The 18,952-nt window shown below is 71.6% G+C and carries 18 protein-coding genes and 1 tRNA gene; 9 read left to right on the top strand and 10 right to left on the bottom strand.

Annotation, left to right across the window (positions count from 1 at the left end; translation table 11 throughout):
* Positions 1-99: 99 nt before the first annotated feature.
* From ACZ68P_RS24150 to ACZ68P_RS24135, 4 genes are all read right to left on the bottom strand, one after another.
* Positions 100-951, bottom strand: coding sequence for an S-methyl-5'-thioadenosine phosphorylase (locus tag ACZ68P_RS24150; RefSeq protein ID WP_471009464.1), 852 nt, complete (start codon positions 949-951; stop codon positions 100-102).
* A gap of 120 nt (positions 952-1,071) precedes the next feature.
* A complete protein-coding gene (locus tag ACZ68P_RS24145; RefSeq protein ID WP_471009463.1) occupies positions 1,072-1,419 on the bottom strand; it encodes an FmdB family zinc ribbon protein in 348 nt (115 codons plus the stop codon).
* A gap of 68 nt (positions 1,420-1,487) precedes the next feature.
* On the bottom strand, positions 1,488-2,714 hold the full coding sequence (locus ACZ68P_RS24140) for an MFS transporter (protein WP_471009743.1): 1,227 nt from the start codon (positions 2,712-2,714) through the stop codon (positions 1,488-1,490).
* Between the two features lie 484 nt (positions 2,715-3,198).
* Positions 3,199-4,770, bottom strand: coding sequence for a potassium/proton antiporter (locus ACZ68P_RS24135; RefSeq protein ID WP_471009462.1), 1,572 nt, complete (start codon positions 4,768-4,770; stop codon positions 3,199-3,201).
* A 313-nt stretch (positions 4,771-5,083) separates the two neighbouring features.
* Between ACZ68P_RS24135 and ACZ68P_RS24130 the strand changes: the two genes are divergently transcribed.
* Entirely contained in the window at positions 5,084-7,858 is a 2,775-nt protein-coding gene (locus ACZ68P_RS24130; protein ID WP_471009459.1) for a penicillin acylase family protein, read from the top strand.
* Positions 7,859-7,870: 12 nt separating this feature from the next.
* On the opposite strand, the gene ACZ68P_RS24125 is transcribed toward ACZ68P_RS24130, so the two are convergent.
* Positions 7,871-8,452 (bottom strand): 5-formyltetrahydrofolate cyclo-ligase, encoded by a 582-nt coding sequence (locus ACZ68P_RS24125; RefSeq protein ID WP_471009456.1) that lies wholly within the window; start codon positions 8,450-8,452, stop codon positions 7,871-7,873.
* Positions 8,453-8,587: 135 nt separating this feature from the next.
* Between ACZ68P_RS24125 and galU the strand changes: the two genes are divergently transcribed.
* The 7 genes from galU to ACZ68P_RS24090 all read left to right on the top strand — a co-directional run bounded on the left by galU (position 8,588) and on the right by ACZ68P_RS24090 (position 14,087).
* Positions 8,588-9,490, top strand: a complete 903-nt coding sequence (gene galU, locus ACZ68P_RS24120; RefSeq protein ID WP_471009455.1) for a UTP--glucose-1-phosphate uridylyltransferase GalU — start codon at positions 8,588-8,590, stop codon at positions 9,488-9,490.
* A 61-nt stretch (positions 9,491-9,551) separates the two neighbouring features.
* Positions 9,552-10,880 carry a molybdotransferase-like divisome protein Glp gene (glp, locus tag ACZ68P_RS24115; RefSeq protein WP_471009742.1) on the top strand — a complete coding sequence of 443 codons (1,329 nt, stop codon included), beginning with the start codon at positions 9,552-9,554 and terminating at the stop codon, positions 10,878-10,880.
* Positions 10,881-10,937: 57 nt separating this feature from the next.
* On the top strand, positions 10,938-11,429 hold the full coding sequence (moaC, locus tag ACZ68P_RS24110; protein ID WP_471009453.1) for a cyclic pyranopterin monophosphate synthase MoaC: 492 nt from the start codon (positions 10,938-10,940) through the stop codon (positions 11,427-11,429).
* A gap of 203 nt (positions 11,430-11,632) precedes the next feature.
* A complete protein-coding gene (locus ACZ68P_RS24105; RefSeq protein WP_471009740.1) occupies positions 11,633-12,124 on the top strand; it encodes a MogA/MoaB family molybdenum cofactor biosynthesis protein in 492 nt (163 codons plus the stop codon).
* Complete coding sequence (locus tag ACZ68P_RS24100; protein ID WP_471009452.1) at positions 12,121-12,753, top strand: GNAT family N-acetyltransferase; 633 nt, start codon at positions 12,121-12,123, stop codon at positions 12,751-12,753. The genes ACZ68P_RS24105 and ACZ68P_RS24100 overlap by 4 nt, the downstream gene beginning before the upstream one ends.
* A 153-nt stretch (positions 12,754-12,906) precedes the next feature.
* On the top strand, positions 12,907-13,959 hold the full coding sequence (gene sepX, locus ACZ68P_RS24095; protein ID WP_471009451.1) for a divisome protein SepX/GlpR: 1,053 nt from the start codon (positions 12,907-12,909) through the stop codon (positions 13,957-13,959).
* 51 nt (positions 13,960-14,010) lie between these two features.
* Positions 14,011-14,087 (top strand) — tRNA-Ala (locus ACZ68P_RS24090).
* 75 nt (positions 14,088-14,162) lie between these two features.
* Here the strand turns inward: ACZ68P_RS24090 and ACZ68P_RS24085 are convergent.
* Both ACZ68P_RS24085 and ACZ68P_RS24080 read right to left on the bottom strand, forming a co-directional pair.
* The gene (locus ACZ68P_RS24085; protein WP_471009449.1) at positions 14,163-15,158 is read right to left on the bottom strand and encodes a trypsin-like serine peptidase; all 996 of its coding nucleotides are present in this window, start codon (positions 15,156-15,158) and stop codon (positions 14,163-14,165) included.
* A gap of 147 nt (positions 15,159-15,305) precedes the next feature.
* Positions 15,306-15,785 carry a GNAT family N-acetyltransferase gene (locus tag ACZ68P_RS24080; RefSeq protein WP_471009448.1) on the bottom strand — a complete coding sequence of 160 codons (480 nt, stop codon included), beginning with the start codon at positions 15,783-15,785 and terminating at the stop codon, positions 15,306-15,308.
* 282 nt (positions 15,786-16,067) lie between these two features.
* Between ACZ68P_RS24080 and ACZ68P_RS24075 the strand changes: the two genes are divergently transcribed.
* Positions 16,068-16,319: a helix-turn-helix domain-containing protein gene (locus ACZ68P_RS24075; protein ID WP_471009445.1), complete on the top strand. Its 252-nt coding sequence runs from the start codon at positions 16,068-16,070 to the stop codon at positions 16,317-16,319.
* Positions 16,320-16,352: 33 nt separating this feature from the next.
* Here ACZ68P_RS24075 and ACZ68P_RS24070 read toward each other — a convergent pair whose 3' ends face one another.
* The 3 genes from ACZ68P_RS24070 to ACZ68P_RS24060 all read right to left on the bottom strand — a co-directional run bounded on the left by ACZ68P_RS24070 (position 16,353) and on the right by ACZ68P_RS24060 (position 18,658).
* Positions 16,353-16,568, bottom strand: coding sequence for an Rcat domain-containing protein (locus ACZ68P_RS24070; RefSeq protein ID WP_471009443.1), 216 nt, complete (start codon positions 16,566-16,568; stop codon positions 16,353-16,355).
* A gap of 294 nt (positions 16,569-16,862) precedes the next feature.
* The gene (locus tag ACZ68P_RS24065; RefSeq protein WP_471009441.1) at positions 16,863-17,315 is read right to left on the bottom strand and encodes a DUF6415 family natural product biosynthesis protein; all 453 of its coding nucleotides are present in this window, start codon (positions 17,313-17,315) and stop codon (positions 16,863-16,865) included.
* Between the two features lie 86 nt (positions 17,316-17,401).
* A complete protein-coding gene (locus tag ACZ68P_RS24060) occupies positions 17,402-18,658 on the bottom strand; it encodes a helix-turn-helix domain-containing protein (RefSeq protein WP_471009439.1) in 1,257 nt (418 codons plus the stop codon).
* Positions 18,659-18,952: the final 294 nt, after the last annotated feature.

Here is an 18,952-nt window from a genome sequence, read left to right as displayed (position 1 = left end):
ATCGCCCGATCCCTGTGGACAACCCGCTCACCCCTCCGGGTGACCCACCGGCGCTCCCCCCGCCCCCCGGAAGCCCGGCACCCCCGCCAGCCCCGCGGCTCAGGGCAGCGGGATCCCCAGGTCCCATCCGTCGTGCGCGTGGGTGCACAGGCAGTCCCGATCCGCCGTGTCCGGCAGTGCGCCCACCGCGTCGAACAGCACCTCCCGGAGCCGTCCCACGTTCTCGCCGAAGACGCGCAGCACCTCGGTGTGGGAGACGCCCTCGCCCGTCTCGGCGCCCGCGTCCAGGTCCGTGACCAGCGCGAGTGAGGTGTAGCAGAGGCCCAGTTCCCGGGCGAGGACCGCCTCCGGGTGCCCCGTCATGCCGACCACCGACCAGCCCGCCGCCGCGTGGTCGCGCGATTCCGCCCGGGTCGAGAACCTGGGTCCCTCGACCACGACCATCGTGCCGCCGTCCACGGCCTCCCAGCCCCGCCCGCGGGCCGCCTTGAGGGCCACCCGCCGCCCGTCGGGGCAGTACGGGTCGGCGAAGGTGGTGTGCACGACGTTCGGTACGGCGCCGCCCCAGGCGTCCGGCAGCGGCTCCCCGTCGAAGTACGTCTGCGCCCTCGTCCGCGTCCGGTCGACCAGCTGGTCCGGCACGAGGAGGGTGCCTGGCCCGTACTCCTCCCGCAGACCGCCCACCGCGCACGGCCCGAGTACCTGGCGCACGCCCACGGAGCGCAGGGCCCACAGGTTGGCGCGGTAGTTGATGCGGTGCGGCGGCACGGTGTGGCCGCGGCCGTGCCGGGGCAGGAACGCCACCCGCCGCCCGGCGACCTCGCCGAGGAAGAGGAGGTCGCTGGGGCTGCCGTACGGGGTGTCCACGGACACCTCCGTCACGTCCTCCAGGAAGGAGTAGAAACCCGATCCGCCGATCACGCCGATGTCCGCGTACGCCTTGGTCGCCATGACGATCACACTAAAGGGGGCGTCGGGTCCGCCACGGCGGAATCCGCCGAGCGACGGCGAAAGCCCCACCGCGCTCGGCGATGGGGCTTCCGTGAAAACCGTGGGGTCGTGAGAACCCGGTCAGGCGGCCGAGCTGGAGCTGCTGCCGGAGGAGCTCGTGGAACCCGAGGAGCTCGACGCGCTCGACGTGCTGGAGCTCGCGCTCGACGAGGCGGCCGGCTTGGCGTCCGAGGACGACGAACCGGAGGAGGCGGCGGCAGGCTTCGACGCCGGCGAGCTGCTGGACGACGAGCCGCGGCTGTCGTTGCGGTAGAACCCGGAGCCCTTGAACACGATGCCGACCGCCGAGAACACCTTCTTCAGGCGTCCCTTGCAGCTCGGGCATTCGGTCAGCGCGTCATCGGTGAACTTCTGCACCGCCTCGAGGCCCTCGCCGCACTCGGTGCACTGGTACTGGTAGGTCGGCACTTGTCTTCCTCCTGGCACTCACACTCATCGAGTGCTAACGACGATCCATAGTGACGTATTCCGCGGGATCAGTCCACCGTCACCGGCGCTCGGTGACCGATACCACGTGCGGCGAGTCGCCCCGACGCCCGGGGTGCCAGCCGCGAGCGCAGCGCGAGCAGGGTGGCCAGCGCGAGGGCCGTGCCGACCAGCGGCACCAGGAATCCGGTGCTCGCGCCGTGCTCGTCGGCCAGGCGTCCGGCGACGGTGACGGCGGCGGCCTGGCCGAGCGCGACCGCGCCGGTGAGCCAGGTGAACGCCTCGGTGCGGGCGGTGGCAGGGACCAGGGTCTCGACGATGGTGTAGCCGGTGATCAGGGCCGGGGCGATGCACAGGCCGACCACGAGGCCCAGGGCGGCGAGCAGCGCCACGGAGTGCACGGACCAGAGCAGCGAGGCCGCCAGGGTGAGGCCGGCGTAGCCCAGGATCAGGCGCTTGCGCGGGCCGATCTTCCAGGCGACGGCGCCGCACGCGATGCCCGCGAGCATGTTGCCGGCCGCGAAGACGCCGTACAGCAGGCCGTTGGCGCCGGGGTTGCCGATCTCCTCGGAGAACGCCGTCAGGGAGACCTGCATGCCGCCGAAGACGGAACCGATGCCCAGGAAGGCGACGGCCAGGACCCGGACGCCGGGGATCGAGAGCGCCGAGACGCGCGGTCCGGCGGCGGCTGCGGCGGCCAGTCCGTGGGCGGGCTGGGTACGGCGCTGGGCGGCGAAGAACAGGCCGCCGAAGAGGGTCAGCGAGGCTTCGGCGATCAGGCCGGCGGCGGGGTGGACGCCGGTGCAGAGCGCGGTCGCCAGGACCGGGCCGACGACGAACGTGAACTCGTCGGTGACCGACTCGAAGGCCGCTGCCGTCGGCATCAGGGGCGAGCCCTCCAGCTTCGCCGCCCACCGGGCACGGACCATCGGGCCGACCTGCGGCACGGAGGCACCGGCCGGCACGGCGGCCAGGAACAGCGCCCACAGGGGAGCGCCGGCGAGGGCCAGCACGGTCAGGGTGACGACGGAGGCGGCGTGGATCAGGACGCCGGGGAGCAGCACGGCGCGCTGGCCGAAGCGGTCGGCGAGCTTGCCGCTCTGCGGGGCGAACAGGGCCATCGAGACGCCGGTGACGGCGGCGACGGCGCCGGCGCTGCCGTACGAGCCGGTGGTGTGCTGGACGAGCAGGACGATGCCGATCGTCAGCATCGCGAACGGCTGCCGGGCGGCGAAGCCGGGCAGCAGGAAGGAGAGCGCGCCCGGGGTGCGCAGCAGCTGTCCGTAGCCGGCACGCTTGCCGGCCTTGGAGCTTCCCCCGGTCTCGGAGGTCTTCCCGGCCTCACCGGTCGTCGCGACCCGGGAGTGCTTCGCGGCCTTGTCGGCCCGTCCGGCCCGGCGGGTGTCGCCCGCCTCGGCCGCCGTACCGGCCTTGCCCGGGCCCGGGTGGTTCTCGGACGGCGCGGACGTCACCGACGTCTCAAGCGTGTCAGAAGTGACCGTGGACACCACGGTCCTTGCCTTTCTGCCGCCTGGTAGCGCGCCCCGTGCACGGTGGTGCGGGTGTCGCCGAGAGCTGTCCTCATGCGCGGAACTGCGGTAGATGCCGAGCCCCACTGCGAGGGGGTGTCTCGACCGCCATACGGTCGCGCCAGCTCTGCGTCAGGCAGAGTTGGTTCGATCTAAGTGTGCCTTCATGGTACAGGGAGTAGGCGTCTTCCCGCCTGGGAAAACGCCTACTCCCCGCAATTGATGCCTGTGATTAACCGGACGTTCGCTTGCGGATGGGCCGATGGGGGCGGTCCTCACCGTGGCCGCCGTGGCCCTCGCCCATGCCGTGGCCGAGCCGCGCCCCCGGACCGAGCCGCCGATGCGCGCTGACCGCCGTGGATCCGCCCGTGCCCAGCCATCCGGCCAGCTTGCCGCCCTGTCCCACGGCCCGCAGCCGTCGCTCGGCGGCGTCCCGTACCGGGTCGGTGGCGACGACGAGGAGTTCGTCCCCGCGCCGCAGGACCGTGGCCGGGCCCGGGACGAAGCTCTTGTCGTCCCGTACGACCAGGGTGACCGCGGCTCCGGCCGGCAGGCGCAGCTCCGCCACCTCCACGCCGTGCATCTTCGAGCCCTTCGGGATGGCGACCGACAGCAGGTGCCCGCGCAGGCGCTCCAGCGGGGCCGACTCGACCCCCAGGTCGGCGGCCTCCGCCGAGTCGCCGAGCTTCAGCGCCCGCGCCAGCCAGGGCAGGGTCGGCCCCTGCACCAGGGTGTAGACCACGACGAGGACGAAGACGATGTTGAAGACCCGCTCGCTGCCCTCGATCCCGGAGACCATCGGGATCGTGGCCAGGATGATGGGGACGGCTCCGCGCAGGCCGGCCCAGGACATCAGGGCCTGCTCCTGCCAGGGGATGCGGAACGGCAGCAGGCTGAGCAGGACCTCCATGGGCCGGGCCACCATCGTCAGGACCAGACCGATGATCACCGCGGGCCAGAAGTCGTCGATCAGCTGGGACGGGGTCACCAGCAGGCCGAGCAGGACGAACATGCCGATCTGGGCGATCCAGCCCAGCCCCTCGGCGAAGCCGCGGTTGGCCGGCGCGTGCGGCAGCTTGGCGTTGCCGAGCACCATCGAGGCCAGATAGACGGCGAGGAAGCCGGAGCCGTGGGCCATCGCGCCGGCCGCGTACGCCACGACCGCGATGGCCATGACGGCGATCGGGTAGAGACCGGAGGCGGGCAGGGCCACGTGCCGCAGTCCGAAGGAGCCGAGGAAGCCGACGGCCAGGCCGATGGCCGCGCCGATGGCCAGCTCCAGGGCGATCTCGCCGACCAGGACGTACCAGCTGTCGACCGGTCCGACCGTCGAGAAGGCGACGACGAGGATGACGACGGGGGCGTCGTTGAAGCCGGACTCGGCCTCCAGGACACCGGTGACCCGGGAGGGCAGCGGCACCTTGCGCAGGACGGAGAAGACGGCGGCCGCGTCCGTCGAGGAGACGACGGCGCCGATGATCATCGCCTGCCGCCATTCCAGGCCGACCAGGTAGTGCGCGGCGGCGGCCGTGATGCCCACGCTCACCGCGACGCCGACGGTCGACAGCACGACGGCCGCGGGCAGCGCGGGTTTGATCTCCTTCCACTTCGTGCCCAGGCCACCCTCGGCCAGGATCACGACCAGGGCGGCATAGCCGATCACCTGGGTGAGTTCGGCGTTGTCGAAGGCGACGTTGCCGATGCCGTCCTGCCCGATGGCGATCCCGATCCCGAGGTACAACAGCAGGCTGGGAAGCCCGCTCCGGGACGAGATCCGCACCGCCGCCACGGCGATGAGCAGCACGAGCGAGCAGATGAGCAGGAGTTCATTGAGCTGGTGGACAGTCAGTGGCCGATCCTTCCCCTCACATGCAGCCGGATCGTTCCTCCAGCAGCCGACACTTCGTTACCTTACCTAATCTTTAACGTTTTCTTGACGCCTTCCTGATGTCCTCTCGATCGTCAGTCCGGTAAGGGAGAGGTCTTCGGCGGGGTCGTCACGAGCGGCGGCGGGCCTCCGGAGGCCGCTCTCACGGACACCGCGTCCGGGCCGCCGCGCCCCTGCGCCTAAGGTTGCTCCCGTACTCCAGGACCACCCTGCCCCTCGAAGGACAGCGATGCCCTCCAACACGACCGCGCCCCCCGCGAAGAAGAAGAAGGGGCGACGCGCCCGCCTGATCGTGCTCGTCCTGGTCCTCGCGCTGGTCGCGGGCATCGGGTACGGCGGGTACTGGGGCGTCAGCACCGTCCGGGGCTCGTTCCCGCAGACGACGGGCACCATCCGGCTCGACGCGCTCTCCGGCCAGGTCGAGGTCAAGCGGGACGCGTACGGCGTCCCGCAGATCTACGCCGACACCGAGGCCGACCTCTTCCGCGCCCAGGGCTTCGTCCAGGCCCAGGACCGCTTCTACGAGATGGACGTCCGGCGCCACATGACGTCGGGCCGGCTCTCCGAGATGTTCGGCAAGGGCCAGGTCGACACCGACGCCTTCCTGCGCACCCTCGGCTGGCACCGGGTCGCGCAGCAGGAGTACGACAAGGTCCTGTCGCCGGAGACGAAGAAGAACCTCCAGGCGTACGCGGAGGGCGTCAACGCCTACCTCAAGGACCGCGACCCGTCCGACGTCTCCGTCGAATACGCGGCGCTCGCGTTCTCCCACGACTACGCGATCGAGCCCTGGACGCCGGTCGACTCGGTGGCCTGGCTCAAGGCGATGGCCTGGGACCTGCGCGGCAACATGCAGGACGAGATCGACCGCTCGCTGATGACGAGCCGGCTGAGCCCGGCGCAGATCAAGCAGCTGTACCCGCAGTACCCGTACGAGCTCCACCAGCCGATCGTCGACAAGGGCGCGATCAACGAGGACAAGGGCGAGTTCGAGCCGGGCGCCGAGGCGAACGGCTCGGGCGACGGCAGCGGTACCGGCGGCTCGGGCACCTCCCTCAACGGCTCCACCGACGGCTCCGCCGAGGGGTCGGCCGACGACGCCCTCCAGGGCATGCGGTCGCAGCTCGGCGAGCTGTCCGAGTCCCTCGACGGCATCCCCGCCCTGCTCGGCCCGAACGGCAACGGCATCGGCTCGAACTCCTGGGTCGTCTCCGGCCGGTACACGACCTCCGGCAAGCCGCTGCTCGCCAACGACCCGCACCTCGCGCCGCAGATGCCCTCCCTCTGGTACCAGATGGGCCTGCACTGCCGGTCGGTCTCCGCGACCTGCCGTTACGACGTCGCCGGATACACCTTCTCCGGCCTGCCGGGTGTGATCATCGGCCACAACGACTCCATCGCCTGGGGCTTCACCAACCTCGGCGCCGACGTCACCGACCTGTACCTGGAGAAGGTCAGCGGCGAGGGATACCTCGTCGACGGACGCACCAAGCCGTTCACCACCCGCGAGGAGACGATCAAGATCGCGGGCGGTGGCAGCCGGCTGATCACGGTCCGCGCCACCGAACACGGCCCACTCGTCTCCGACCGCTCCTCCGAGCTGGAGAAGGTCGGCCAGAAGGCCCCCGTCGGCAACGCCGCACCCGACCGCGGCAGCGGCTACGCCGTCTCCCTGCAGTGGACCGCCCTGCAGCCCGGGACCTCCATGGACGCCGTCTTCGAACTCAACCGCGCCAAGGACTTCAAGCAGTTCCGCGCCGCCGCGAAGAAGTTCGAGGTCCCGTCCCAGAACCTGATCTACGCCGACACCGAGGGCACCATCGGCTACCAGGCGCCCGGCAGGATCCCGGAGCGCGCGAAGGGCGACGGCACGCTTCCGGCGCCCGGCTGGGACTCCGCGTACAAGTGGAAGGGCTACCTCCCCTACGAGGAGCTGCCCTACGAGGAGAACCCCGACCGCGGCTACATCGTCACCGCGAACCAGGCCGTCGTCGACGGCTCCTACCCCCACCTGCTGACCCGGGACTGGGGCTACGGCTCGCGCAGCCAGCGGATCAACGACCTCATCGAGTCGAAGATCAAGGACGGCGGAAAGATCTCGCCGGACGACATGCGGACCATGCAGATCGACAACCGCAGCGAGATCGCGACCCTGCTCAACCCGCTCCTGCTGAAGATCGACATCTCCGACCCGTACGTCCGCGAGGCGCAGAAGCTCCTGGAGGGCTGGGACTACACCCAGGAGCCGGACTCGGCCGCCGCCGCGTACTTCAACGCGGTCTGGCGCAACGTCCTCAAGCTCGCCTTCGGCGACAAGCTGCCCAAGGAGCTGCGGGCCGAGGGCGACTGCATCAACGTCCGCCCGGCCGACTCCACCGGACCGGTCGACGAGCAGAACAGGCTGGTGCGGGAGTGCGGCCAGCGCGACGCCGAATCGGCGCAGCCGGACGGCGGCGACCGCTGGTACGAGGTGGTCCGCCCGCTCCTGAAGGACGTGGACAACGCGTGGTGGAAGACCGAGGCCAACCGCACGGACCAGGCCACCGAGAACCGTGACCAGCTGCTCGCCCGCGCCATGGAGGACGCCCGCTGGGAGCTGACCGCCAAGCTCGGCAAGGACGTCTCGACCTGGAGCTGGGGCCGGCTGCACCAGCTGACGCTGAAGAACCAGACCCTCGGCACCGCCGGTCCGGGCTTCGTCCAGGCGATGCTCAACCGCGGCCCGTGGAACCTGGGCGGCGGCGAGGCAGCCGTCAACGCGACCGGCTGGAACGCGGCCGGCGGCTACGAGGTCGTCTGGGTGCCGTCGATGCGGATGGTCGTCAACGTCGGCGACTGGGACAGGTCCCGCTGGATCAACCTGACCGGCGCCTCGGGGCACGCCTACCACTCGCACTACGCCGACCAGACCGACAAATGGGCCGAGGGCGAGCTGCTCGACTGGTCCTACGGCAAGGCGGCGGTCGAGGCCTCGACGCAGGACACGCTGGTCCTCAGGCCCTGACGGCCCGGGGGGCTACGGCGTGAAGCGCCGGGCCCCCTCCGGGGTCACCACCGCGTGCACGGGGTGGTCGTGCGGTTCCTCCGGGACCCGGGCGACCACCTCGTTCGCGTAGAGGAGCACCACGAGCGCCGGATCCGCCCCCGCCCGCGCGAGGCGGGCGAGGACCCGGTCGTACGAGCCGCCGCCCCGGCCGAGCCGCATCCCGCGCTCGTCGGCCGCGAGGCCCGGCAGCAGCACCACGTCGGCCGCGCACACGGCCTCCGGGCCGAGCCGCGGCCCCGTCGGCTCCAGCAGGCCCCGGCCGGCCTTCGCCAGACCGTCCGGACCTTCGTACTCGGCCCAGTCCAGGTCGTTGTCGGGCAGCAGCACCGGCAGCAGGACCCGTACCCCCCGGGCTCGCAGGACGTCGAGCAACGCGCGCGTGCCCGGTTCGCGGCCCACGGACACATAGGCGGCGACGGTCGACGCCCGCGCCATCGCGGGCAGTTCGAGGGCGCCACGGGCCAGCCGCTCGGCGGCGGCCTCGACAGCGGGGCCGTCAAGCAGCGCGCGGGCGGCGAGCAACCGGCGGCGCAGATCGATCTTTCCGGACATCTCGGCCTTCGCTGTGGACTCTCGCGGCTGCACGCGCTCTCACGAACCTCTCGTACCGGGTCCTATGCACAGGAACTCGATGGGAGCGATGGGAGTCCCATCTTCCTCTCATACCGAACGGCTATGGTGCTCGGCATGACTCAGTCGCTCCCCAGGATCAGCAAGGCTGTCATCCCCGCCGCGGGTCTCGGTACCCGGTTCCTTCCGGCCACGAAGGCGACGCCGAAGGAGATGCTGCCGGTCGTGGACAAGCCGGCGATCCAGTACGTGGTGGAGGAGGCCGTGAAGGCCGGCCTCGGTGACGTGCTGATGATCACCGGCCGCAACAAGCGGCCGCTGGAGGACCACTTCGACCGGAACTACGAGCTGGAGGAGGCGCTGACCCGCAAGGGGGACGAGGAGCGGCTCTCCAAGGTCCGTGAGTCGAACGATCTGGCGACGATGCACTACGTCCGGCAGGGGGACCCGCGGGGCCTGGGGCACGCGGTGCTGTGCGCGGCTCCGCACGTGGGGGAGCAGCCGTTCGCGGTGCTCCTGGGGGACGACCTGATCGATCCGCGGGACGCGCTGCTGTCGCGGATGGTGGAGGTGCGGGAGCGTGAGGGCGGCAGCGTGGTGGCGTTGATGGAGGTCGAGCCGTCGCAGATCGGGCTGTACGGATGCGCGGCGGTGGAGGCGACGGTCGACGCGGACGTGGTGAAGGTGCGGGACCTGGTGGAGAAGCCGGATCCGGGTGAGGCGCCGAGCAACTACGCGGTGATCGGGCGCTATGTGCTGGATCCGGCGGTCTTCGGGATACTGCGGGAGACCGAGCCGGGCCGTGGCGGCGAGATCCAGCTGACGGACGCGTTGCAGAAGCTGGCGCAGGACGAGCGGGTCGGCGGGCCGGTGCACGGGGTGGTGTTCAAGGGGCGCCGTTATGACACCGGTGACCGTGGTGACTATCTGCGTGCCATTGTCAGACTCGCGTGCGAACGTGAAGACCTGGGACCGGACTTCCGGACCTGGCTCCGCAGTTATGTCAGCGAGGAGATGTAGCACCTTGAGCAGCAGTACGGCACCGGCGCCCGGCGATCCGTCCGACGGCCCCTCGGGCGGCCTGTCCCACGGCGTCTCCCACGGTCCGGCCGGCGACCCCTGCGACGGCCCGTCGCCGGGCCTCTGGTCCGTGGACGCGCACCTGGCCGACATCCTCGCGGCGGTCTCCCCGCTCGAACCCATCGAGCTGCAACTGCCCGACGCCCAGGGCTGTGTCCTCGTCGAGGACGTCACGGTGCCGGTCGCGCTGCCCCCGTTCGACAACAGCTCCATGGACGGGTACGCGGTCCGGGTCGCCGACGTCGCCGGGGCCACCGAGGAGTTCCCCGCGGTACTGACCGTCATCGGCGACGTGGCCGCCGGCGCCGGCGGCCTGCCCGTCGTCGGCCCCGGACAGGCCGCGCGGATCATGACCGGCGCCCCGCTGCCGCCCGGCGCCGAGGCCGTCGTCCCGGTCGAGTGGACCGACGGCGGCACGGGCGGGGGAGCGGCGAGCGGCATGCGCGCCGCGAGCGCCGCGCCGGAGGGCGCGGGCGGCGAGGTCCGCGTGCACCGCGCCGCCGAGGCGCGGGCGCATGTGCGCGCGCGGGGCAGCGACGTCCAGGCAGGGGACCTGGCCCTGGAGGCCGGCACGGTCCTCGGGCCCCCGCAGATCGGACTGCTGGCCGCCATCGGCCGCGGCACCGTGCGGGTGCGCCCTCGCCCGCGGGTGGTCGTGATCTCCACCGGCAGCGAACTGGTCCAGCCCGGCGAGGAGTTGGGCGAGGGCCAGATCTACGACTCCAACAGCTTCGCGCTCGCGGCCGCCGCCCGCGACGCCGGGGCCATCGCCTACCGCGTCGGCGCCGTCACGGACGACGCGGACACGCTCCGGGCCGCCATCGAGGACCAGCTGATCCGGGCCGACCTCCTGGTCACCACGGGCGGGGTGAGCGTCGGGGCCTACGACGTCGTCAAGGAGGCGCTGACGGCCGACGGCGAGGTCGACTTCCGGAAGCTGGCCATGCAGCCGGGCAAGCCCCAGGGCTTCGGCACGATCGGCCCCGAGCACATCCCGCTGCTCGCCCTGCCGGGGAACCCCGTCTCCTCGTACGTCTCCTTCGAGCTGTTCGTCCGGCCGGCGATCCGGGCGCTGATGGGCCTCGGCGATCTGCACCGCCCGCGGGTGCGCGCCGTCCTCAAGGCGGACCGGGCGCTGACCTCGCCGTCGGGCCGCCGCCAGTTCCTGCGGGGGACGTACGACGCCGAGTCCGGCACCGTCACTCCCGTGGGCGGCGCCGGCTCCCACCTGATCGCCGCGCTCGCGCACGCCGACGCCCTGCTCGTCGTACCGGAGGAGCGGGAATCGGTGGAGCCGGGCAGCGAGCTGGAAGTGGTCCTGCTCGGCTGACGGGGGCACTCTGGCGGTAGCGTGTCGTTCCACACAGCGACCGGGAGCGTCACAGCCATGAGCACGCAGCAAGGACTCACCCACATCGACGAGGCGGGTGCGGCCCGCATGGTCGACGTCTCCGCGAAGGACGTGACGGCGCGGACCGCGCGCGCCAGTGGCCGCGTCCTCGTCTCGCCGCGCGTGATCGAACTGCTGCGGGGCGAGGGAGTCCCCAAGGGGGACGCCCTCGCCACCGCCCGCATCGCGGGGATCATGGGCGCCAAGAAGACCCCGGACCTCATCCCGCTCTGCCACCCCCTCGCCGTCTCGGGCGTGACGCTGGACCTGACGGTCGCGGACGACGCGGTCGAGATCCTGGCGACCGTGAAGACCACGGACCGCACGGGCGTCGAGATGGAGGCCCTGACGGCGGTCTCGGTGGCCGCCCTGACGGTCGTCGACATGATCAAGGCGGTCGACAAGGGCGCGGTCATCTCCGACGTACGGGTGGAGGAGAAGACCGGCGGCAAGTCGGGGACGTGGACCCGGACGGAGCCGGGAGCATGACGGCCGGGACGGACGCCTCCGGCGGTCCGGCGCTCCGGCCGTCCGCCGTGCCGCACGCGCGGGCGGGGCGGGTGTCCGAGGCCCACGGGCCATCGGACGGGGAGCGCGCGGGCCAGGCCCACGCGGCCGGCGAGCATGCAGGCTCCGCTCCGGCGCTCGATGCCTTCGAGCCGGGCGGCGCCCTCTCGGCCCCGTACTCCGCGCTGGTCGTGACGGCCTCCAACCGGGCCGCCGCCGGCGTGTACGAGGACAAGGGCGGACCGCTGCTCGCCGAGGGCCTGCGGCGCATGGGCTTCGCCGTCGACGGACCGCGGGTCGTCCCGGACGGCGAGCCCGTCGGGGCGGCGCTGCGGGCCGGGGTCGAGGCGGGCTACGACGTCATCCTCACCACCGGCGGCACCGGCATCTCGCCGACCGACGCGACCCCCGAGGTCACCCGCCGGATCCTCGACCACGAGATCCCCGGCATCCCGGAGGCGATCCGCGCGTACGGGCGGGAGAAGGTGCCGACCGCCGCCCTCTCGCGCGGCCTCGCGGGAGTCGCGGGCGCCACGGTGATCGTGAACCTGCCCGGTTCGACGGGCGGGGTACGCGACGGCCTCGCCGTACTCGAACCGCTGCTCGTCCACGCCGTCGACCAGCTCCGGGGCGGTGACCACCCGAGACCGGGGTCGGATCCAGGCCGGGCGTCGTGATCTCGACCTGGCCCGTGGTCCTGGCGGACGGCGACGTGGTCCTCCGTCCGATAAAGCTGCGCGACCAGCGGGAATGGCGCGAGGTGAACCGGCGCAACCGTGACTGGCTGCGCCCCTGGGAGGCCACCGTCCCCCCGGTGGGGCCCGGCGGCCCGGTCGCGCAGCGCCCCACGTACCGGCAGATGGTCCGGCACCTGCGCGCCGAGGCCAACGCGGGCCGCATGCTGCCGTTCGTGATCGAGTACCGCGGGCAGCTGGTCGGGCAGCTCACCGTCGCCGGGATCACCTGGGGTTCGATGTGCTCCGGGCACGTCGGCTACTGGGTGGACAGCGCGGTGGCGGGCCGTGGCGTCATGCCGACGGCGGTCGCTCTCGCCGTCGACCACTGCTTCCGGGTGGTCGGACTGCACCGGATGGAAGTCTGCATTCGGCCCGAGAACGGCCCTTCGCGCCGGGTCGTGGAGAAATTGGGATTCAGGGAGGAAGGGCTGCGCCCCCGATACCTCCACATCGACGGGGCGTGGCGGGACCATCTCGTCTTCGCGCTCACCGTCGAGGAAGTCCCCGAAGGGCTGCTGCGCCGCTGGCACCGGACACGGCAGCAACAGTCGGCGAACCCGGATAAATAAAAAGTATGTTCGAATTCGATCGACAGTCGACCACTGATCGAGCGTCAATCGATCCGAACAATCACAAAAAAGTTCAGTGATATCAGGCAGATCGTGCGACACACCGGGCCAATTGGCCGATGCCCTCGCGTGAACCCCTCTACCGTGTGAGGCGTGAGCAGCAGCGGCCTCATCTACGCAGTCATCGTCGGGGCCTGGGCCGCCTACCTGGTGCCGATGTGGCTCCGCCGGCAGGACGAGCTCAACGAAGCCCGTCCGACGGAACGCTTCAGCACCGCCATCCGGCTGCTGTCCGGACGGGCGGGCATGGAGCGCCGGTACGCCAAGGAGCTGAGGGACCGGGACCGTACGGCGGACGACGCGGTACCCGACGTGGACCCGGACGCGGCGACCGAGCATCTCAGCTCGGTCGACGTCCGGGCCTTCTCCGCGCCCGCGGCCAGGACGGAAGCCCGTCTCGAGCTTCCCGAACCGGCCCAGGCGGCCCGCCGGCCGTCGAAGGCGGCCGCCGAGCGCGCCCGTCGCGGCAAGGTCCTCGCCCGGCGCCGGCGGACCACGGTGGTCCTCTTCCTCGCCTTCACCCTCGGCGCGATCGTCGCCGCGGTCGGCGGCCTGGCGTTCCTGTGGGCACCCGCCGCCCCCGCGTTGCTCCTGAGCGCGTACATCGTCCATCTGCGCACGCAGGAGCGGCGGCGTTTCGTCTACGTGATGGACCGGCGCCGCGCCGAGGCGGCTGCCGCGCGGCTGCGCGAGAGCCGGCCGCAGCGCCGGCAGCCAGCGGCCGAGCCGGACGGCGACACGGCGCGGCCCGAACCGGAACCGGCCCCGGCGGTCTCCCCGCAGGAGGCCGGCCGCCGCGCGCTCGTCGAGCAGACGGACCACGCGGAGTGGGTGGACCAGCAGCGGGAGCGCGGCCCGGCCCGGGGTGACAGCTGGGACCCGGTCCCCGTGCCGCTCCCCACCTACGTCACCGCCCCGGTCGCCCCGCGCGCCACGGGTGGCGTCGACATCACGGATCCGGAGACCTGGAGCTCGGCCCGGTCCTCCACAGCGGCGGCGGAACCGCCCCCGGCCACGTCGTCCGACCCGCCGCCCCCGGCCCCCCGCCGGCGGACGGCGCCGGGGCCCCGGACCCGCGAGGGCGGCCGCACGCCGCTCTTCGACCAGTACGCGGACGAGGACCGGCCGCGCGCGGCCAACGAGTGAGGCGGATTTCCGAGTACGCCGATCGGGATGCTAATGTTTCACACGTCGCAAGGGCCTGTGGCGCAGTCTGGTAGCGCACCTCGTTCGCATCGAGGGGGTCTGGGGTTCAAATCCCCACAGGTCCACCAGCGCACAAAGGATCCCGTCCGATCGGAAACGATCGGGCGGGATCCTTTCGTTTGAGCGCGTGTCAGGAGAGGGGCTCAGGAAGCCTGGGCCCGGTCGTACAGCGCCTTCGCGTCATTGCCGAAGTACGGGCCGAACATGCGGTTGGGCAGGAAGGTGTAGCCGAAGCTGTTCACCGAGACCTGCAGGCCCGTGCCCGTGGCCTCGCTGAAGCCGGTGAACCAGGGGCCGCCGCTGGAGCCGCCGGTCATGTTGCACCCGAGGCTGTGGTCCTGGGAGAAGAGGAAGTCCTTGGAGGAGTTCCCCGAGCAGTGGATCAGCTTGCTGCCGTCGTAGGGCGAGGCGGCCGGGAAGCCGAAGGCGTACATCGGCTTGTTGTAGCCGCCGTTGAACTGGATGCCCTGGGCGCCGGTGACCGCCGTCAGCTTCCGGCCGTCGAGCGGGGCCACGACGGCCGCGCCCACGTCGTAGTTGATGTCCTCGCTCGCCTCCCACTGCGGGGTCGTGAGCGTGGTGGCCGCCGCCCACTGGCCGTACGGCGCGCTGCCGTTGTCGTACGCGGGGACGAAGACCCAGTTCGTGTGCCAGCTGCCCTGGTACTTCACGCAGTGGCCGGCCGTGATCACCGTGCTGGCGTTCTGGCTGGTGACGGCGTTGCCGGAGCAGGAGGCCGTCCTGCCCTGCAAGGTGAAGAAGACCCGTCCCGAGGTCTTCACCACCGCGCCGCCGCCGGTCCACGGGCCGCCCGCCTGCGGGAAGGCCGTGGGCGACACGGCGGCGGACGGTGAGCCGGGGGCCCCGGCGGTGGGGGCGATCGTCGTCGGGGAGGTCGCGCCGGCGACGCGCCGGAGGGCGCCCGGGGCGGCCTTCAGGTCCAGGGGGACGGCGGCGCGCATGCGGGCGGGGGTCCAGAAGGTGCCCGCCTGCCGCTGTTCCGCCGCGCCGACCGAGCGGGCGACCGGCGCCTGGGCGTCCGGGGCGGGTGCGGCCTGCGCCGTCGTCGTGGTCAGGGCGCCGGTGAGCAGGGTTCCGGCGGACAACAGGACGGCTGCGAGTGTGCGATGGCGTCTCACGCATGTCTCCTTCTGCCGAGGCAGGTGGGGAATGAGAACGGTGCGGATCGGCGTGCGTGAGGCAGCGTGCCAGAAGGCTCGTCGTTTGTCAGGACCGTGTCATGCGTCGATTCGCGCGCCCGGGGCCGTGGTGGGGCGCTTCGACGATCAGACCAGCGGCTTCGCGAAGCAGCGGCTGCTCTCGTACTCCCGGTAGTAGCCGAACTTCGCGCAGGGCTCGTAGCCGCTCGAGCGGTAGAGCGCGATCGCCTCGGGCTGCATGTCGCCGGTCTCCAGGACCATCCGCGTCCGTCCCGCCGCCCGCGCGTCCGCCTCGAGCGCGGCGAGGATTCGCCGGGCGAGGCCGAGGCCGCGTGCCTCCGGGACGACGTACATGCGCTTCAGCTCGGCGTCGCCGTCGGAGTACCCCTCCTCGTTCTCGTCCTGCGTACGCCAGCCGCCGGTGGCGACGGGGCGGCCCAGGGGGTCGTACGCGAGGAGGTAGAGGCCGGCGGGCGGGGCGAACATACGGGCGTCCAGCGGTGTGACATCGCCCTCGTCGCCGTAGCGCACGGCGTACTCCAGCTGAACGGCGTCGTTGAGTTTGACCGCGTCAGGGTGGTCATACGGAGTGGGGCGAATATCCATGCGGAGTATCGTACATGTATGCGGGCTACCCCGTCGGTATTCTCCCGGGATGCTCACTGTGACGTCGATCAACGTGTGTAAAACACGCGCGCGTGAGCTGCCCAGATAAGAGTAGCCCCGGCCGGAGGGGCCGGGGCTACGTGGCCCACTCGACCGCGATCCGCCGAGACCGCGGGCGAGTGGGTGTCTAAGGGTGGCGGAGTCGCCACTTCCGGTTTCTATCCCGAAAGTCCATGATCACACAATGTAGGGTTACCCCTACGGCTATTCGATCTTGGTCCCGTGAGCGTGGAGCACGTGCCACGCTCCACCCCGCCACCCGAGTGGGTCCTCGCCCGCCGCCGGCAGATCGGCGACCAGATCCGCGCCGCGAGGCTGCACGCGAACATGACTCAGGAGGCGGTGGCCCACGCCGTCCCGATGGACCGGGCCGGGTACGTCCGCATCGAGCAGGGCCAGGCATCAGCCACCCTCGACACCCTGCTCCTCATCGCCGACACCATCGGCGTACCGCTCGCCCAGCTCGTGAGATAGCCCCGGCCGGGGGACGATCCGGCCGGGGCTGGTCTAACGGGAGCGCTGCCACACAGGCTCCGCCTGGCGCAGATCCCGAAGCCGCTCCTCGACGTCGGCGAAGAACTTCACCGGGTCGTCGTCGAACTGGGCGAGGAGGTCCTGATAGAGCCGCCACGCGTCGGCGTGGATCTCGTACCGGCAGGCGGAGCAGCGATGCCAGTCCCCGCCGGCCGCTCGTATCGTCGCGCCGCACTGTGGGCAGCTCACGTGTCCCCTATCCCGGCTGGCTGGTCCCGCACGGGTAGCAGATGTACCAGCCGTCCTGTGTCCTTGTCATCGCGCCGCCGCACCTGCTACACGTCATGCGTGCCTCCTCCTGATGGGTGGATGGTGACACCGCTCCGGCCGGATTCCTGGCGAGGTGCTCGGCCGGAGCGGGCCATACCTGCTCGTGACCGGCCGACCCGGCCACGCGCAGGAGTCATGGGGCGATCGCGACGGCGAGCACGATGAGGACGCCGAGGACGACCACGCAGTAGAGCGCTTGCCGCTGCCACTCGGTCATGACGACTCCGGGGCGAGCGGCGGCAGACCAGGGCGGCCGACGAACGCGTCGCGGCGCGCTCGGTGGCGGTCGATCTCGGCGAGCATGTCGCGGGCGACCAGCGCAAGGTGGCGGGTGTACGACCACGGGCCGAGCGGCCCATCGGCGGGGCCGGCGTCCTTCAGCTCTTCCCACGTCCGCAGCGCGGCCGCGCCGCGTAGGGACCGTGCGGAGGCCGGGATCAGCCGGATCCCGTCGGCGGCCGTGATGCAGTGCGTGAGGAGACGGTCGGTCAGCGTCGCCAGGGCGAGCGCGTCAGGGTGGTGGCGCATCTCCAGCGCCGTTTTGATGTCCGCCTCGGCCCGCGCGGTGACGTGTTCCTCTATCGCGGTGGCGGCCTGGACGAGCGCCTGGCCGAAGTCCACCACCGTGGCGTCGGCTGGTCTGTCGTGCTCGATCTGCTCGCGCATGCCGCTCCCTACCGTCGTCGTGACCTGCGGTACTCACGACGGTAGGGGCGGTACGAAAGGTCAGAGGGTAGGAATCCACCCCCCTGTCACGCCGACAAAAGACCCACCTTCACAGCAAGTTCGGAGGCACGGCGCCGGCGGCTGGCAGCCCGGGCCTGGCTCTCCTCCAGGATGATCGCCTTGGCGTAGCCGTTGTACCGGATGGTTTCCGGCGCCGCCTCATGCGCCTTCTCCAGGGTGGCGATGGCGACGTCCGGCTGTCCGTCGAGCTGGTAGCCGCGCGCTTCCTCGATCCGATGCCGTGCCCGGCGCGGGCGGGACGGGATCGTCGTGGCGTCTGCGCGGGCGGCCTGCCGTACGGACTCGGGGCCCGCGTGCAGCTCAACCGCCACGGTCACCGCATGGGCGCCCATGATGGCCCGGGAGAAGCTGGTGACGGGGTGGAAGTAGGTCTCCGGCAGCGCCTTGGCCATCCTCCTGGCTTCCGACCAGTGCCGCCATGCGTTGCCCTTCTGGCCTCGGCGGGCTGCCGTGTACCCGGCCTCGAAGCGCAGCGCGCCTGCGACCGCCAAGACGTCGTCGTCGGCGTCCGGAAGCAGCGGCGCGAGATGGTCGAGGGCCTGCATGGTGACAGCGTCGGCCGCGTCGTAGTGGCTGGGACCGGAGTCGCGGTGCGCCTGCGCCATCAGCCAGGCCGAAACGCCGATGGCGTGCGGGTCGGCGGACTGTGCGGCGGCCACCATGCTGCGCTCGGCCACGCGCCACAGCAGCGACGGGTCCGGCTGGTACGCCACGAAGAACTGGGTGAGCGAGTAGACCTGGGCGAGCACGGACTGTGCGGCTCGCCAGTCGGGCTGGGTTTCGGCGTGCTGTACCGCCAGGTGGGCGTCGCGGATCAGGTCCGGCAGGAGGCCGCCCACGATCTCGCGGTGGTTCGGGGCCTCGTGCCGTGACGCCCAGGCGATGGCGAGCCGCGCCGCCAGGTGCTCGGCTCGGGGCGGTGCTGCGGTGGGGGCGCCGATGGGGAACGTGTCGATGGCGGCCCGTACGGCGGCCAGCCGGGGGTGGCCGGGGCCGAGGAAGAGGTCTACTGCGGGCATCTCGGTGCGTCCTGTGAGGTCGGAGAGCGTCCGGATCCGCAGCGCTTCGGCGATCCGAAGGACCATGTCCAGGCCGGGTGCCTGAATGCGGCCCGCCTCGACCTGCTTGACCCAGTCGGTCGACATACCGACAAGGCCGCCCAGGACCTCGCGGGACATCCCGCGGTGCTGACGGAGGATCTGCAACCTCTGCCCGAAAGCAACGGGGTGAGCGTATGGGTCCGGAGTAGCATCTGATGGCACGGCCTTGCCCCTCTCTGAACAGCTCGACACTGTCAGGGTATGGGGCGGGGCCGTTCTCATGTGAGCCCGAACGCACGAAAGTGCCCCCTCCCGCCCGAAGGCGAGAGGGGGCGATACCTCCGCTTGCGCGGAGAGGGGTGCGAGTACCGCGGGTCTACCAGTAGCGGCAGGCGGCTCACCTCCGCTTGCGCGGAGAATCGGCCTCCCGCCCGCTTGTGCGGGCAGGGCGGCCGGTCAACCCCGCAGCAGCGGGGAGCACGTCCAGGCAAATAGCTTGTCCGGAACATCCCCGCG

It is taken from the genome of Streptomyces sp. NPDC036822, assembly GCF_055609145.1.
This window is presented reverse-complemented; position numbering and strand designations above follow the sequence as displayed.

What these genes read in the sequence shown, in the direction of transcription:
- ACZ68P_RS24150 (WP_471009464.1), bottom strand. Translation starts at nt 951, where the DNA reads ATGGCGACCAAGGCGTACGCGGACATCGGCGTGATCGGCGGATCGGGT.
- ACZ68P_RS24130 (WP_471009459.1), top strand. Translation starts at nt 5,084, where the DNA reads ATGCCCTCCAACACGACCGCGCCCCCCGCGAAGAAGAAGAAGGGGCGA.
- ACZ68P_RS24125 (WP_471009456.1), bottom strand. Translation starts at nt 8,452, where the DNA reads ATGTCCGGAAAGATCGATCTGCGCCGCCGGTTGCTCGCCGCCCGCGCG.
- galU (WP_471009455.1), top strand. Translation starts at nt 8,588, where the DNA reads ATGACTCAGTCGCTCCCCAGGATCAGCAAGGCTGTCATCCCCGCCGCG.
- moaC (WP_471009453.1), top strand. Translation starts at nt 10,938, where the DNA reads ATGAGCACGCAGCAAGGACTCACCCACATCGACGAGGCGGGTGCGGCC.
- ACZ68P_RS24080 (WP_471009448.1), bottom strand. Translation starts at nt 15,785, where the DNA reads ATGGATATTCGCCCCACTCCGTATGACCACCCTGACGCGGTCAAACTC.
- ACZ68P_RS24065 (WP_471009441.1), bottom strand. Translation starts at nt 17,315, where the DNA reads ATGCGCGAGCAGATCGAGCACGACAGACCAGCCGACGCCACGGTGGTG.